The sequence below is a fragment of the Pseudomonas sp. MYb193 genome, from assembly GCF_002966775.1.
In the GTDB taxonomy this organism is placed as follows: Bacteria; Pseudomonadota; Gammaproteobacteria; order Pseudomonadales; family Pseudomonadaceae; genus Aquipseudomonas; species Aquipseudomonas paracarnis.
This window is the reverse complement of record NZ_CP023269.1, coordinates 3968269-3983472: the sequence shown is the minus strand read 5'-3', so window position 1 is coordinate 3983472 and position 15204 is coordinate 3968269. Positions and strand designations below refer to the sequence as shown.

Annotated in this window: 18 protein-coding genes and 1 tRNA gene; 16 read left to right on the top strand and 3 right to left on the bottom strand. The window is 57.7% G+C overall.

Annotation, left to right across the window (positions count from 1 at the left end; translation table 11 throughout):
- The 4 genes from CLM72_RS17970 to CLM72_RS17955 are packed head-to-tail and all read left to right on the top strand — an operon-like array spanning position 1 to position 3419.
- Positions 1 to 1023, top strand: coding sequence for a LacI family DNA-binding transcriptional regulator (locus tag CLM72_RS17970; RefSeq protein WP_003192500.1), 1023 nt, complete (start codon positions 1 to 3; stop codon positions 1021 to 1023).
- Between the two features lie 23 nt (positions 1024 to 1046).
- Positions 1047 to 1964 carry a ribokinase gene (gene rbsK / locus CLM72_RS17965; RefSeq protein WP_054922656.1) on the top strand — a complete coding sequence of 306 codons (918 nt, stop codon included), beginning with the start codon at positions 1047 to 1049 and terminating at the stop codon, positions 1962 to 1964.
- Positions 1961 to 2365, top strand: a complete 405-nt coding sequence (rbsD, locus tag CLM72_RS17960) for a D-ribose pyranase (RefSeq protein ID WP_034128236.1) — start codon at positions 1961 to 1963, stop codon at positions 2363 to 2365. The genes rbsK and rbsD overlap by 4 nt, the downstream gene beginning before the upstream one ends.
- A 25-nt stretch (positions 2366 to 2390) precedes the next feature.
- Positions 2391 to 3419: a nucleoside hydrolase gene (locus tag CLM72_RS17955; RefSeq protein WP_105227346.1), complete on the top strand. Its 1029-nt coding sequence runs from the start codon at positions 2391 to 2393 to the stop codon at positions 3417 to 3419.
- A 29-nt stretch (positions 3420 to 3448) separates the two neighbouring features.
- Here CLM72_RS17955 and CLM72_RS17950 read toward each other — a convergent pair whose 3' ends face one another.
- Positions 3449 to 3655, bottom strand: coding sequence for a hypothetical protein (locus CLM72_RS17950; RefSeq protein ID WP_003192496.1), 207 nt, complete (start codon positions 3653 to 3655; stop codon positions 3449 to 3451).
- A 158-nt stretch (positions 3656 to 3813) separates the two neighbouring features.
- Here CLM72_RS17950 and CLM72_RS17945 point away from each other — a divergent pair, with 158 nt between their 5' ends.
- Together CLM72_RS17945 and CLM72_RS17940 are read left to right on the top strand one after the other, a co-directional pair.
- Positions 3814 to 4119, top strand: a complete 306-nt coding sequence (locus CLM72_RS17945) for a hypothetical protein (protein ID WP_105229163.1) — start codon at positions 3814 to 3816, stop codon at positions 4117 to 4119.
- A gap of 144 nt (positions 4120 to 4263) precedes the next feature.
- Positions 4264 to 4584, top strand: a complete 321-nt coding sequence (locus CLM72_RS17940; protein ID WP_054898318.1) for an I78 family peptidase inhibitor — start codon at positions 4264 to 4266, stop codon at positions 4582 to 4584.
- A 67-nt stretch (positions 4585 to 4651) separates the two neighbouring features.
- Here the strand turns inward: CLM72_RS17940 and CLM72_RS17935 are convergent, their stop codons facing one another.
- Together CLM72_RS17935 and CLM72_RS17930 are read right to left on the bottom strand one after the other, a co-directional pair.
- Positions 4652 to 4864, bottom strand: coding sequence for a cold-shock protein (locus CLM72_RS17935; protein ID WP_003234260.1), 213 nt, complete (start codon positions 4862 to 4864; stop codon positions 4652 to 4654).
- A gap of 290 nt (positions 4865 to 5154) precedes the next feature.
- Positions 5155 to 5469, bottom strand: coding sequence for a hypothetical protein (locus CLM72_RS17930; protein WP_105227345.1), 315 nt, complete (start codon positions 5467 to 5469; stop codon positions 5155 to 5157).
- Positions 5470 to 5833: 364 nt separating this feature from the next.
- Between CLM72_RS17930 and thrS the strand changes: the two genes are divergently transcribed.
- The 10 genes from thrS (at position 5834) to CLM72_RS17880 (ending at position 15195) form a co-directional block, all read left to right on the top strand.
- Positions 5834 to 7756 (top strand): threonine--tRNA ligase, encoded by a 1923-nt coding sequence (gene thrS / locus CLM72_RS17925; RefSeq protein ID WP_105227344.1) that lies wholly within the window; start codon positions 5834 to 5836, stop codon positions 7754 to 7756.
- A complete protein-coding gene (gene infC, locus CLM72_RS17920; RefSeq protein ID WP_015884933.1) occupies positions 7756 to 8307 on the top strand; it encodes a translation initiation factor IF-3 in 552 nt (183 codons plus the stop codon). Before thrS ends, infC begins: the two co-directional genes overlap by 1 nt.
- Before the next feature lie 59 nt (positions 8308 to 8366).
- Positions 8367 to 8561 carry a 50S ribosomal protein L35 gene (rpmI, locus tag CLM72_RS17915; protein WP_002553160.1) on the top strand — a complete coding sequence of 65 codons (195 nt, stop codon included), beginning with the start codon at positions 8367 to 8369 and terminating at the stop codon, positions 8559 to 8561.
- Between the two features lie 29 nt (positions 8562 to 8590).
- The gene (gene rplT, locus CLM72_RS17910; protein WP_003192488.1) at positions 8591 to 8947 is read left to right on the top strand and encodes a 50S ribosomal protein L20; all 357 of its coding nucleotides are present in this window, start codon (positions 8591 to 8593) and stop codon (positions 8945 to 8947) included.
- A 109-nt stretch (positions 8948 to 9056) separates the two neighbouring features.
- Positions 9057 to 10073 (top strand): phenylalanine--tRNA ligase subunit alpha, encoded by a 1017-nt coding sequence (pheS, locus tag CLM72_RS17905; protein ID WP_003192486.1) that lies wholly within the window; start codon positions 9057 to 9059, stop codon positions 10071 to 10073.
- A 26-nt stretch (positions 10074 to 10099) separates the two neighbouring features.
- Entirely contained in the window at positions 10100 to 12478 is a 2379-nt protein-coding gene (gene pheT, locus CLM72_RS17900; protein ID WP_105227343.1) for a phenylalanine--tRNA ligase subunit beta, read from the top strand.
- A gap of 3 nt (positions 12479 to 12481) precedes the next feature.
- On the top strand, positions 12482 to 12784 hold the full coding sequence (ihfA, locus tag CLM72_RS17895) for an integration host factor subunit alpha (protein ID WP_002553164.1): 303 nt from the start codon (positions 12482 to 12484) through the stop codon (positions 12782 to 12784).
- Complete coding sequence (locus tag CLM72_RS17890; RefSeq protein ID WP_003174972.1) at positions 12765 to 13121, top strand: MerR family transcriptional regulator; 357 nt, start codon at positions 12765 to 12767, stop codon at positions 13119 to 13121. Before ihfA ends, CLM72_RS17890 begins: the two co-directional genes overlap by 20 nt.
- A 90-nt stretch (positions 13122 to 13211) precedes the next feature.
- Positions 13212 to 13288: transfer RNA gene (locus CLM72_RS17885), tRNA-Pro, on the top strand.
- A gap of 716 nt (positions 13289 to 14004) precedes the next feature.
- Positions 14005 to 15195: a circularly permuted type 2 ATP-grasp protein gene (locus CLM72_RS17880; protein WP_146120427.1), complete on the top strand. Its 1191-nt coding sequence runs from the start codon at positions 14005 to 14007 to the stop codon at positions 15193 to 15195.
- The last annotated feature ends 9 nt before the right edge of the window (positions 15196 to 15204 follow it).

Here is a 15204-nt window from a genome sequence, read left to right as displayed (position 1 = left end):
ATGGCAACGATCAAGGATGTGGCAGCGCTTGCAGGTATTTCCTACACCACCGTGTCCCATGTGGTGAACAAGACGCGCCCAGTCAGCGAGCCGGTACGCATCAAGGTCGAGGCGGCGATCAAGCAGTTGGACTACGTGCCCAGTGCCGTCGCACGCTCGCTCAAGGCCAAGACCACGGCCACCATCGGGCTGCTGGTGCCCAACAGCCTCAACCCGTATTTTGCCGAGCTGGCTCGGGGTATCGAGGATTACTGCGAGCGTAATGGCTATTGCGTGATCCTCTGCAACTCGGATGACGACGCAGAGAAACAGCGCAGTTATTTGCGCGTGTTGCTGGAAAAGCGCGTCGACGGCTTGATCGTCACATCCGTGGGCGGTGATGACAGTGGCCTTGCCGCAGGCTTGAGTGCAGTGCGCACGCCCATGGTGATTGTCGACCGGGCGCTGGATGGGATTGATGTGGACCTGGTGCGCATCGATCACGAAGAGGGCGCTTACCTGGCGACCCGGCACTTGCTGGAATTGGGGCACCGGGACATCGCCTGTATCGGCGGCCCTGGGCATACCCGCGTGGCGCAGATGCGCCTGGCGGGTTACCAGCGTGCATTGCGCGAGGCGGGCATCGAGGTGTTGGCCAGTCGTACCCTGGAAAGCGATTTCACCAGCACGGGCGGGTATGCCGCAGCTGTACAGTTATTATCGCAACACCCGCCCAGCGCGATTTTCGCCAGCAACGATATGATTGGTTTTGGCGTGCTGCGCGCCGCCGCCGAGCGCAATGTGCGGGTGCCGGGCGAGCTGTCGGTGATCGGTTTCGATGACATCCAGATGGGGCGCTACGTCTATCCGGCGCTGACGACGGTCGGCCAGTCGATCCTGCAGTTGGGCGAGACTGCGGCCGAATTATTACTGCAACGAATAGCAACACCCCAACTGCCGATCGATCAACGTATCGTGACGCCCAGTATTGTTTTGCGTGAGTCGACCGCGCCATTGGCTGATGTGTTCGCCCAATACCGCTGAACCGAATTGATGAGTACTGATGTATGCCAGCAAAAGTAGTGGTAATAGGCAGCTTGAACATGGACCTGGTCACCCGCGCCAGTCGCTTGCCGCGTGCCGGTGAAACCCTGATCGGCCAGACGTTCTCCACTGTGCCCGGCGGCAAGGGCGCCAACCAGGCCGTCGCCTCGGCACGCCTGGGGGCGAGTGTCGCAATGGTGGGATGCATCGGTACCGACGCCTATGGCAGCCAATTGCGCGATGCGCTGTTGGTGGAAGGGATCGATTGCCAGGCAGTCAGCACGGTGGACGGCTCCAGCGGTGTGGCGTTGATCGTGGTCGATGACAGCAGCCAGAACGCCATTGTCATTGTGGCCGGCAGCAACGGTGAGCTGACGCCTGCGTCGCTGCGAACGTGCGACGCTGTGCTGCAGGCGGCAGACGTGATCATCTGCCAGCTTGAGGTGCCGATGGAGACCGTTGGGTATGCGCTCAAGCGGGGTCGCGAGCTGGGCAAGACCGTCATCCTCAACCCGGCCCCGGCAAGCGGACCATTGCCCGCTGACTGGTATGCCTCGATCGATTATCTGATCCCCAATGAAAGCGAGGCCAGTGCTCTCAGCGGCGTAGCGGTCGACTCCCTCGACAGTGCCAAGGTCGCCGCGACCGCGCTGATCCAGGCGGGTGCTGGCAAGGTCATCATTACCCTGGGCGCCCAGGGCGCGCTGTTTGCCGACGGCAAGAGCTTTGAGCACCTGGTGGCGCCGAAGGTCAAGGCGGTGGATACCACCGCTGCTGGCGATACCTTTGTCGGTGGCTTTGCCGCCGCGCTGGCCGCGGGCCAGAGCGAAGCCGAGGCGATCCGTTTTGGCCAGGTGGCGGCGGCGTTGTCAGTGACACGCGCCGGCGCTCAGCCTTCCATTCCTACGCTGCACGACGTACAAGGTTTTGTGCCCGCATGAAAAAGACACCTTTGCTGAATATCGCCCTGTCGCGCGTGATCGCGTCCCTGGGCCACGGTGACATTCTGGTCATCGGCGATGCCGGCCTGCCGGTACCTCCCGGCGTCGAATTGATCGACCTGGCACTGACCCAGGGCATCCCGGACTTCATCAGCACCTTGCGCATCGTGCTTAGCGAAATGCAGGTGGAAAGCCATGTTCTGGCAGAAGAGATCCTGCTGAAACAACCGCCCGCGCTGACCGCGCTAAATACGCTCACAGAGCAGGCTGCACTGGGCGAGCGACGCCTGCTCAGCCATGACCAATTCAAGCAATTGAGCCGCAATGCCCGCGCTGTGGTGCGCACTGGCGAGTGCCAGCCGTACTGCAATATCGCTCTGGTGTCCGGCGTAACGTTCTAGTGTCCCCTATGACAAGGAGTGCTTTATGCAACGTGGTCTACCTACCCTGAAAAACCTGTTCCGGAGTGTTCTGCTTTTGTCCGCGCTCACTGCTGCAAGCGCCCAAGCGGCGGAAAAAATCGACCTGATCATCGATACCGACCCGGGTGCCGATGACGTGGTGGCCTTGCTGTTCGCCATGGCCTCGCCGGAGGAGTTGAGCATTCGTGCGCTGACCACCGTCGCCGGCAATGTGCGCCTGGACAAGACCTCCCGCAACGCGCGCCTGGCGCGCGAGTGGGCAGGTCGCGAGGACATCCCGGTGTACGCAGGTGCGCCAGCGCCGTTGTTGCGCAAACCGATCTACGCCGAGAATATCCATGGCAAGGAAGGCATCTCGGGCGTCACGGTGCATGAACCGAAAAAAGGCCTGGCCGAAGGCAATGCCGTCGACTACCTGATCAAGACCCTGAGCAGCGCCAAGCCGCACAGCATCACCATCGCCATGCTCGGCCCGCAGACCAACCTGGCACTGGCACTGGCTCAAGCGCCCGAAATCACCCAGGGCATCAAGGAAGTGGTCGTGATGGGCGGGGCCCACTTCAACGGCGGCAATATCACCCCAGTGGCCGAGTTCAACCTGTTCGCCGATCCGGTGGCGGCGGAGATCGTGCTCAAAAGCGGTGTGAAGTTGACCTACCTGCCGTTGGACGTGACCCATAAAGTCCTCACCAGCGACGCCCGCCTGAAGAAGATTGCGGACCTGAACAACAACGCGAGCAAGGTCGTCAGCAGTATTCTGAATGAGTACGTCAAAGGCGATATGGAGCACTACGGCATTCCGGGTGGCCCGGTCCATGACGCTACCGTGGTGGCGTACCTGCTCAAGCCTTCGCTGTTCAGCGGTCGTGAGGCCAATATGGTGGTCGACAGCCGCGAAGGCCCGACCTTCGGCCAGACCATCGTCGATTGGTATGACGGCCTCAAGCAGCCGAAGAATGTGTTCTGGGTTGAGAATGGCGACGCCCAGGGCTTCTTCGATCTGCTGACCGAGCGCCTGGCGCGTCTGAAGTAAGTTAGCGGGGCGGCGCTCGTCGCCCGGTTCTATTCGCGCTCTTGGGCGCCCATGTAGTCGGCCGGGTATTTCTCGAATATCTGGCCGATGAACGCTTGTGCCGCCTGGGTGCCCAGTTCCTTGACCAACAGGTCGATACCAATGATCGCCAGTTCTTCCGGGCTTCCGGGGCTGTAGGAACTTTGCCCTTGGGGCCACTTGGCTTTGATGTCGGCTTGAAGCGTTACGGTGGTCATGGAAATCTCACGGGCTGAAAAATGCGGGGGCAATGCACTGGAACGCCGTTCCAGAGGGGCGCAGTTAAGCATTTTGTACGGCATTTGGCACTGCTACTTAGGCATGAAGCAGCGGCTGTGCGACACTGCTGGCCTGTTAAATGGCCGGGAAACACCGCGTGCAAATCGATTTGAGCAAGCCCGACAAACTGACGCTGGACGCCGTGCGCCAATTGATTGGCAGCGCCAGTGATGACGAACATACCCAGTTGCGGGTGACCAAAGAAGGCATCGCCTACATTTCTTCCGGCGTAGTCGGGGGGGCTGATATCGCTGGCCTGGTGTTTCGCCTGGAGACCTGGGCCAAAGGTTCCGGCTATGTCGGCAACGTGGCGGCCAGCGATGAAGTCTGGGTCATGCAGATTTTCAACGCGCTGAAGCAGAATTGGCCTACTCCTTCGTCGGACTACATCGATATCTACTGAATACGTTCATATCTAGTCACGATTCACCAAGCGATTGCAGGCCGTGACTCAGGCAGACTTGCCCACAGGCGGTTAACGTCTTGAAACCAATCGCTTTGAATGCTGTCGCACGATCTCTGTCCACTTTTTATCATAGGAGGCTTCATGCCTTGGAAGCTCGCATCATTCGGTACTTTGTTGGCTGCGCTTGCGTTGGCGGGTTGCAGTACCCCGGGTGCCTCTGAGCCAGGCAAAGCTGCCACTGTGACCGATGCCGGTCATAGCCGCTGTGAGTCGAAGGCCGCAGAGTTCGCCATCGGCCAGAAAGCCTCGCCCCAGTTGCTGGAGCAAGCACGCACGCGTGCTGGCGCGCAGAATGCACGCATCCTCAAGCCCAACGACATGGTCACGCTGGAGTATCGCTCTGACCGCCTGAACCTGAACACCGACGACAATCTGGTGATCAACCGGGTTAACTGCGGCTGATACGGCTTTTGCATCGCCCATAAAAAACCCCGTCACATGGACGGGGTTTTTTTAGCTCAGCGGAGAATTACTCGCCGCGAACCTGTGCAGCTTGCATACCCTTTTGGCCTTTCTCAGCCACGAAGGAAACGGTTTGGCCTTCTTTCAGGCTTTTGAAACCGTCGCTTTCGATAGCTTTGAAGTGTACGAACAGGTCGTCACCGCCACCTTGAGGAGTGATGAAGCCGAAGCCTTTTTCATCGTTGAACCATTTAACGGTGCCGGTTTGGCGATTAGACATGGTGTATCTCCAAGAAACATATATTTTCAGTAGTGCTGTGCTGCTCAGGCCAACTGGGCACACAGGGCTATCATAGTCGAAATGTTCGGCTTGGGAGCCCCCCCCAAGGCACTGTTTGCTAATCAATCGCTTTGCGTTTGACCCGTTGTTGGGCTGAAAGCCCCGATTTACGGGGCTTTGCGACGAAATATCAGCTGTTAAAAAAAGCCGTAAAACCTGCATAATTTGTGTGAAATGGCAGTTTTCAGGCCGTTTTTTCAGCGAAATGACCGTCGAATCATCAGCCAATCTTACTTTTTCTTCACCACTTTGCAGGACGAAATAGCCGCGACTGCTTTGTTTCTAAGCTCCGGGCTGGCGTTCTGGTTGGTCATCAATTCCTTGATCTCGGCAGTGCTCAATTCGGCATTGATCTTGTCAGCGCCACATTCACAGTGGGCTTTGGCAGTTTTGACGTCCACGTTCCGGCTGGCGGCGGCACTGCAGTCGCTGACGAAGGCGTCACGGGCGCCAACTGGCCAGTTGGAAGGGGCTGCAGCCTGCGCGCCGAGGGAAAGGAGGCTCAGGGTAGCGGCGACAGCGAGGGTAGAGGTAAAACGCATCATGGGATGCTCCTTTGGGTCGAGGACGAACGGCGATTCTCAGTGGCTTTGAGGCCCTGCGTACAGCTCAAGTTCACTTTTGCAGCTATAAAGCCATGAATTGCTCTTTACCCAGCGCTTGGCCGACGCGATGACCGTTCATCTGTGCTAGCATCCTCGCCTGGCTATTTCCGGGCGCGCCATTTGCCGCCTTGCCAGGTTCTTTTTGTTCACTCCAGTCACTCTGGTTCGATTATCGGTTGGCCGAAAGGCTCCTGCCGCTGTAAGGCAGGCGTTCATTATTGAGCGGCCTGGTGTTGGATCTTGTACTGGCTCATCCCAACCCACGTGACCTTTGGTAGGGGTCACCACTAGGAGAGGAGGCGCCATGCCAACTATTACTCTTCCCGACGGCAGTCAGCGTTCATTCGATCATCCGGTTTCCGTAGCCGAGGTCGCCGCATCCATTGGTGCTGGCCTGGCCAAGGCCACCGTGGCCGGCAAGGTCGACGGCAAGCTGGTTGACGCCAGCGACCTGATCACCAGCGACGCCAGCCTGCAAATCATCACGCCCAAGGATCAAGAGGGGTTGGAGATCATTCGCCACTCTTGCGCGCACTTGATTGGCCATGCGGTCAAGCAACTGTATCCAACCGCCAAGATGGTGATCGGCCCGGTCATTGAAGAAGGCTTCTATTACGACATCGCCTATGAGCGTCCTTTTACTCCGGACGACCTGGCGGCCATCGAGCAGCGCATGCACGCGCTGATCGAAAAAGATTATGACGTCATCAAGAAAGTCACCCCGCGTGCCGAAGTGATCGACGTGTTTACTGCACGTGGCGAGGACTACAAGCTGCGTCTGGTAGAAGACATGCCGGACGAGCAGGCCATGGGGCTGTACTACCACGAAGAATATGTGGATATGTGCCGTGGCCCGCACGTGCCGAACACGCGCTTTCTCAAATCGTTCAAGCTGACCAAGCTCTCCGGTGCCTACTGGCGCGGTGACGCCAAGAACGAACAGCTGCAACGGATCTACGGCACGGCCTGGGCTGACAACAAGCAACTGGCCGCCTATATCCAGCGCATCGAAGAAGCTGAAAAACGCGATCACCGCAAGATCGGCAAGCGCCTCAACCTGTTCCACCTTCAGGAAGAAGCGCCGGGCATGGTGTTCTGGCACCCGAATGGCTGGACCCTGTACCAGGTGCTTGAGCAGTACATGCGCAAGGTGCAGCGCGAAAACGGTTACCTGGAGATCAAGACTCCCCAGGTGGTTGATCGCAGCCTGTGGGAGAAATCCGGGCACTGGGCCAACTACGCCGACAACATGTTCACCACCCAGTCGGAAAACCGCGACTACGCCATCAAGCCGATGAACTGCCCATGCCACGTGCAGGTATTCAATCAGGGCCTGAAGAGCTACCGCGAGTTGCCGATGCGCCTGGCCGAGTTCGGTGCCTGCCACCGTAACGAACCATCGGGTGCGCTGCACGGCATCATGCGGGTGCGTGGCTTCACCCAGGACGACGCCCACATCTTCTGCACCGAAGAGCAGATGCAGGCCGAGTCCGCAGCGTTCATCAAGCTGACCATGGACGTTTATCGCGATTTCGGCTTTACCGAAGTCGAGATGAAGCTGTCCACTCGTCCGGAAAAACGCGTCGGTTCCGACGAACTATGGGATCGCGCCGAAGCGGCATTGGCCGCTGCGCTTGACAGTGCGGGCCTTGCGTACGATCTGCAGCCGGGTGAGGGCGCGTTCTACGGTCCGAAGATCGAGTTCTCGCTCAAAGATTGCCTTGGCCGTGTCTGGCAGTGTGGTACCCTGCAGCTCGATTTTAACCTGCCGATCCGTCTGGGAGCCGAATACGTCTCCGAAGACAACAGCCGTAAACACCCGGTTATGCTGCACCGGGCGATCCTCGGTTCGTTCGAACGGTTCGTCGGTATCCTGATCGAGCACTACGAGGGCGCGTTCCCTGCGTGGCTGGCTCCGACCCAGGCAGTGATCATGAATATCACTGATAAACAGGCAGATTTTGCCGCTGAAGTTGAAAAAACTCTCAACGAAAGCGGATTTCGTGCCAAGTCCGACTTGAGAAATGAAAAGATCGGCTTTAAAATCCGCGAGCATACTTTGCTCAAGGTTCCCTATCTTTTGGTTATCGGAGATCGGGAAGTCGAGATGCAGACTGTCGCTGTGCGTACTCGTGAAGGTGCTGACCTGGGCTCGATGCCCGTCGCCCAGTTCGCTGAGTTCCTCGCGCAAGCGGTTTCCCGGCGTGGTCGCCCAGATTCGGAGTAATTATTATTAAGCGTGAAATGAGACAAGATAAACGAGCTGCACCGAAAGCCCCGATCAACGAGAATATCTCGGCACGCGAGGTTCGGTTAATTGGCGCTGATGGCGAGCAGATTGGCATCGTCTCGATTGATGAAGCGCTTCGTATTGCAGAAGAGTCCAAGCTGGACCTGGTGGAAATCTCCGCCGATGCAATCCCACCTGTTTGTCGGGTGATGGACTACGGCAAATCGATCTTCGAAAAGAAGAAGCAGGTTGCCGCAGCGAAGAAGAACCAGAAGCAGATTCAAGTAAAAGAAATCAAGTTTCGTCCAGGGACGGAGGAAGGGGATTACCAGGTAAAACTGCGCAACCTGGTACGTTTCCTGAGTGATGGGGACAGGGCCAAGGTATCCTTGCGATTCCGCGGCCGTGAGATGGCCCACCAGGAGCTGGGGATGGAACTCCTCAAGCGGGTTGAAGCTGACCTGCTGGAGTACGGTTCGGTCGAACAGCATCCTAAGATGGAAGGACGCCAGCTTATTATGGTCATCGCCCCGAAAAAGAAGAAGTAATCAACAGGGCACGGCAGGCCTTCTGATTATGTTTATCAACTGAATGCGGAGTACCGAACATGCCAAAGATGAAAACTAAAAGTGGTGCTGCTAAGCGGTTTCTGAAAACTGCTAACGGCATCAAGCACAAGCACGCTTTCAAGAGCCACATCCTGACCAAAATGTCGACCAAGCGTAAGCGTCAACTGCGCGGTAGCAGCTTGCTGCATCCGTCTGACGTGGCAAAAGTCGAGCGCATGCTGCGCCTTCGTTAATTTTGGTTCAAGAATAGAGGAAGTAACTCATGGCTCGTGTAAAGCGTGGCGTCATGGCCCGTAAGCGTCACAAAAAAATTCTGAAACTCGCTAAAGGCTACTACGGCGCGCGTTCACGCGTATTCCGTGTTGCCAAGCAAGCGGTAATCAAGGCAGGCCAATACGCCTACCGTGACCGTCGTCAGAAAAAACGTCAGTTCCGCGCTCTGTGGATCGCTCGTATCAACGCCGGTGCACGTGTTAACGGTCTGTCCTACAGCCGTTTCATCGCTGGTCTGAAAAAAGCGTCCATCGAAATCGACCGTAAGGTTCTGGCTGAACTGGCCGTGAACGAAAAAGCGGTGTTTGCTGCGATTGTCGAGAAAGCTAAAGCCTCCTTGGCTTAAGTACCCCCGACAGTCACCCTGGGCTACTCCTGTGGCCCAAGGTGGTAAACGTCATAAATAGGGGAAGAGCCTTCAAGCTCTTCCCCTATTTTGTATCTGGAGTCTGTACATGGAAAACCTGGACGCGCTCGTCGCCCAAGCCCTTGAGGCTGTGCAAAGCGCTGAAGATGTAAATGCCCTGGAGCAAATCCGGGTTCACTACCTTGGCAAGAAAGGTGAATTGACTCAGGTGATGAAGACCCTGGGAAATCTGCCCGCTGAAGAGCGTCCGCAAGTCGGTGCGCTGATCAACGTCGCCAAGGAGCGTGTCACAGAGGTTCTCAATGCGCGCAAGGCGTCGCTCGAGGAGGCCGATCTTGCGGCCAAGCTCGCCGCCGAGTCCATTGACGTGACCTTGCCTGGTCGTGGCCAGGCGTCGGGCGGTCTGCATCCGATCACCCGGACTCTGGAACGTATCGAACAGTTCTTCACCCACATCGGCTACGGCATTGCCGAAGGCCCTGAGGTCGAAGACGACTACCACAACTTCGAGGCGCTCAACATCCCAGGCCATCACCCGGCCCGGTCGATGCACGACACCTTCTATTTCAACGCCAACATGCTGCTGCGCACCCATACCTCGCCGGTACAGGTCCGCACCATGGAAGCGAACAAGCCGCCGATCCGCATTGTCTGCCCAGGCCGTGTGTACCGTAGCGACTCGGATATCACCCATTCGCCGATGTTCCACCAGGTCGAAGGCCTGCTGGTTGATCGCGATATCAATTTCGCCGACCTCAAAGGCACCATCGAAGAGTTCCTGCGGGTGTTCTTCGAAAAAGAGTTGGCGGTACGTTTCCGTCCTTCGTTCTTCCCGTTCACCGAGCCATCCGCTGAAGTCGACATGGAATGCGTGATGTGCAGCGGTAAAGGCTGCCGTGTGTGCAAGCAGACCGGCTGGCTGGAAGTGATGGGCTGCGGCATGGTTCACCCCAACGTGCTGCGCATGTCCGGGATCGATCCGGAAGAGTTCTCGGGCTTTGCCTTCGGCATGGGCGTTGAGCGTCTGGCCATGCTGCGTTACGGCGTGAACGACTTGCGTCTGTTCTTCGACAACGACTTGCGGTTCCTCGCGCAATTTCGCTAGTCGTAACGAATCTTTAGGAGAGCAGGATGAAATTCAGTGAACAATGGCTGCGTGGTTGGGTAAGCCCGCAGGTAGATCGCGACGAGCTGGTTGCTCGCCTGTCGATGGCCGGTCTTGAGGTCGATAGCGTTACGCCGGCCGCCGGTGTTTTCAGTGGTGTGGTGGTCGGCGAGGTGTTGAGCACCGAGCAGCACCCGGATGCCGACAAATTGCGTGTGTGCCAGGTCAGCAACGGCTCGGAAACCTTTCAGGTCGTGTGCGGAGCGCCTAATGTGCGCCCGGGCCTGAAGATCCCGTTCGCTATGATCGGCGCCCAGTTGCCGGGCGACTTCAAGATCAAGAAGGCCAAGCTGCGTGGCGTTGAATCCAACGGCATGCTGTGCTCCCAGGCCGAGCTGCAAGTGGGTGAGGGCAATGATGGCCTGATGGAGCTGCCGGCCGACGCGCCAGTGGGTCAGGACATCCGTGTTTACCTGGAACTGGAAGACGCCAGCATTGAGGTCGACCTGACCCCCAACCGCGGCGACTGCCTGTCCCTGGCTGGCCTGGCCCGTGAAGTGGGCGCGCTGTACAACGCACCTGTCACTCGTCCAGTGGTCGCTGCCGTACCGGCGGTACACGACGAAGTACGCTCGATTGAGGTACTGGCGCCAAACGCCTGCCCGCGTTACCTGGGGCGTGTGATCCGTAACGTGGACCTGTCCACGCCAACCCCGCTGTGGATGGTCGAGCGCCTGCGTCGTGCCGATGTACGCAGCATCGACGCCGCCGTCGACATCACCAACTACGTGATGCTGGAACTCGGCCAGCCGTTGCATGCGTTTGATCTTGCCGAAATCAATGGCGGCATCCGCGTGCGTATGGCCGAAGAAGGCGAGAAGCTGGTGCTGCTCGATGGCCAGGAAGTCAGCCTGCGTGCCGACACTCTGGTCATCGCCGACCACACACGTGCCCTGGCAATTGCCGGCGTGATGGGTGGCGAGCACAGCGGTGTATCCGCGACCACCCGTGACGTATTCCTTGAAAGCGCGTTCTTCGACCAGATCGCGATCGCTGGCAAGGCTCGTTCCTACGGCCTGCACACCGATGCGTCGCACCGCTACGAGCGTGGCGTGGACTGGAAACTCGCCCGTGAAGCCATGGAGCGCGCTACCGGCCTGCTGCTGGAAATCACCGGTGGTGAAGCCGGCCCGATTACCGAAACCGTCAACGAACAGTTCCTTCCGTCGATTGCGCCGATCACCCTGCGTGCCAAAAGCGTTGAGCAGATGCTTGGCCTGGTCATCGAGCCGGCTGAAATCGAGCAACTGCTGTCCGCGCTCGGCCTGGGTATTTCTGCGGGCGGGGAAGGGCAGTGGCAAGTTGCAGTACCTAGCCATCGCTTCGACATCAGTCTGGAAGTCGACCTGATCGAAGAGCTGGCGCGCCTGTACGGTTACAACCGCCTGCCGGTTCGCTATCCGCAAGCACGCCTGGCACCGCAACCGAAGGCCGAAGCGCGTGCGCATCTGCCTGAACTGCGCCGCCTGCTGGTAGCCCGTGGTTATCAGGAAGCTGTGACCTATAGCTTCATCGATCCAAAACAGTTCGAGTTGTTCAACCCTGGTGTTCAACCGCTGTTGTTGGCCAACCCGATCTCCAACGATATGGCCGCCATGCGTTCGTCGCTGTGGCCGGGCCTGGTGAAGGCACTTTCCCACAACCTGAACCGCCAGCAAGACCGCGTGCGTCTGTTCGAAAGCGGCTTGCGTTTCGTCGGCCAGCTTGATGGCTTGAAGCAAGAGCCGATGCTGGCGGGCGTCGTCTGCGGCAGCCGTCTGCCGGAAGGCTGGGCGCAAGGCCGTGAGGTCGTGGACTTCTTCGACGTCAAGTCAGACGTGGAAGCGGTGCTCGGCTTTGCCGGTGCGTTGGACGCCTTTACGTTCGTGCCGGGTAGCCACCCAGCCTTGCATCCAGGCCAGACTGCACGTATCGAGCGTGAAGGTCGCCTGGTGGGCTTTGTGGGCGCCATTCACCCAGAACTGTCGAAAACCTTGGGGCTGGACCGTCCAGTCTTCGTGTTTGAGCTAGTCTTGGCTGAAGTTGCGTCGGGCAAGATGCCTAAATTCAGCGAGTTGTCGCGCTTCCCTGAAGTGCGTCGCGACCTGGCCCTGATCGCCGACCGTGAAGTCGCCGCCACTGCGGTTCTGGATGTAATCCGTGAAAATGCAGGGGAATGGCTGACAGACCTCAGGCTATTTGACGTTTATCAGGGTAAAGGCATTGATCCGCATAGAAAAAGCCTTGCAGTTGGCTTGACCTGGCAGCATCCATCGCGCACTCTTAATGACGATGAGGTGAATACCACGACGCAAAATATCCTCACCTCGCTCGAACAAAGGTTGAACGCCACGTTAAGGAAGTGACGTATGGGGGCTTTGACGAAAGCTGAGATGGCGGAACGTCTGTACGAAGAGTTGGGTCTGAACAAGCGCGAGGCCAAGGAATTGGTCGAGCTGTTTTTTGAAGAGATCAGACACGCTCTGGAAGACAACGAACAGGTCAAATTGTCCGGTTTCGGCAATTTTGACCTGCGAGACAAACGCCAGCGGCCTGGCCGCAATCCAAAAACGGGAGAAGAAATCCCGATCACGGCTCGCCGTGTGGTCACCTTTCGTCCAGGGCAGAAGTTGAAGGCCCGAGTTGAGGCTTATGCTGGAACCAAGTCATAACGACGAGCTACCCGTCATCCCAGGCAAGCGCTACTTCACCATCGGTGAAGTCAGCGAGCTGTGTGCGGTAAAACCGCACGTGCTGCGCTATTGGGAGCAGGAGTTTCCTCAACTCAACCCCGTCAAACGCACCGGGAACCGTCGGTATTATCAGCGCCAGGACGTGCTGATGATCCGACAGATCCGTGCGTTGCTGTACGACCAGGGGTTCACCATCAGCGGCGCACGCCAGCGTATGTCCGGTGATGAAGCCAAAGACGACACCACCCAATACAAGCAACTGATCCGCCAGATGATCTCCGAATTGGAAGATGTACTGGTGGTGCTGAAAAAATGATTCAAGCTTTAAAAATACTTCCACATTTCAAAAGCTTGCGGTATATTCCGGTTCGCTTCGTTAAGAAGCGAACCCAGTAACACGCCTAGTCGGGGCGTAGCGCAGTCCGGTAGCGCACTAGCATGGGGTGCTAGGGGTCGAGTGTTCGAATCACTCCGTCCCGACCATATTTTTCAATGACTTAGCCCAACCTTCACCGGTTGGGCTTTTTCATGTCTGCGAAAAAGCCCCTACTAAAACCCCTACTGCATCGTGGGCTGTTGTGGGCCCTGCCTCCCCTCCGTGACTGCATGGCCGTGGTCGCAGGCATCTCAACCACAACCACAAGCGCGTAGCCGCCAAGCTGGGGCTGTTGCCCTCGCCAGTGGCGCTGGAGAGCCCCATCGACGTCGAGTGAGCAGCAATGCATGCCTGACGAACATCCCTCCGACGTTGCCGGTGTCATCCGTGTTGATTGCGCGGGCGAACAAATGAGTGAGCCAAGTTGTTCAATCCTGAGGCTGCGTACGAAATATCCTAATTTTTAGTCCGTGGGGTTTTCCTGTGGATTTTGTTTGGAAAATCTATTATTCGGTCAAGTTCCTACGGTGGGTTGGCGGATGACCCGTTACGCACTGAGAAGGTCCGATACTGCCAGTGCATCCAATTAGTCAGGCGCAGCAACGCGCTGCCAGAAGACTGGCTTATGCGCCTGAAGCCTCGGAGACCACGGGCCTACGGCGCAGGCGGATTACACAGAAAATATTCATGGAGGAAGAATGTTCAGCGAGTGGAGCCAGAAAACGATTCCGGTGATGGGGAAAATCCTCACGTCATCTAGGCAACCTTCCATCACTGAGGCCCTTGCGCAGTTCTCCGCTGGCATCGCCCACGAATCCGTTTGATGCCGTATCCACTTGTCTTTGATCGAACGGAACACGACAGGATTGCGGCAGCCGCCCGTCACATTGTTGCTGCGCAGGGCAGGCTTGCCAGCGCCTTGATGACACGTTGTTCCCGTGCCGACGTTCTTCTTCAATTAGGTTTGCCGGTTGCCTGGGAACCTTATGTTGACTGGCGGCAGCTGGTCGATGCCCCGCATCGCGTCGCACGTGTGGATCTGGTGCCGTTACGTGATGGTCACGCGATCTGCGAGTTGAACTTCTCCGTCGGAGTCGGCGGCGGTGAACTGCACGACTACTATCGTATTTTCGCTGATTCGTTCGGGTTTCCCGATTCGGATGCTGACATCTCTCCCTTCCAAAACCTCGCTCATCTATACAGGGAAACCAGCGCACGGGTGCCAACTGAGCACCTGATCCTGCTTGACTGGAGTTCGCATGCGGCCTTGGGCTACCCCAATCAATACCTGGCACATAAACACCTGGCCCACAGCATTCCCCGCATGGATATCCAGATCCACGATGAAACCAGTCTGGTCTCGAAATGGCGTGGTTGCTCTGACCTGTCAAACGTCTTGATCCATCGCTGTTTTACTTTCGATGACGTCACGGTCAACGCCGATATTTACGATGACCTTTTGCAGCGTGGCGCACGGTTTTCCAATGGCCTGGAAGCCGAGTTGCTGATGAGCAAGGGCTGGCTCGCAATGCTCTGGGACGCTCGCAACCACCACTTGCTGGAGCCCGAACAAATCACGGCGATTCGTGACCTTCTACTGCCAAGCTGGAGTGTAGGGGATGTGGATAGAGACTGGTTGCTGAGCAACAAGGACCACCTGATCTTCAAGCAAAAGAACACCTACGGTGGCAAGGGAATCGTACTTGGAAGCAGTCTGCCGTCTGCAGCTCTCTGGCAGCTTTTGCTTGATGTGGGCCTGGATGCATGGATCGCGCAACGTTTTGTGGATACGCCGACGCTGAAGCACGCTGTCGACCGCGATGGCGTCTATGCCGATCATCGATTGGTGTTGGGCATGTATCTGCATGGCGAGAGGGCGAGCGGGCTCTTGGTGCGGTCGGGCAGTCGCTCGGCGGTGATCAATGCTGGCAGCGGTGCACTCGCGGGCTGGGCGCCTGCGCTTACCTGCGACCAGCGTGAGCAACTGTACGACTCGATCCTTTCAGAACGTTGACGTTGCGGT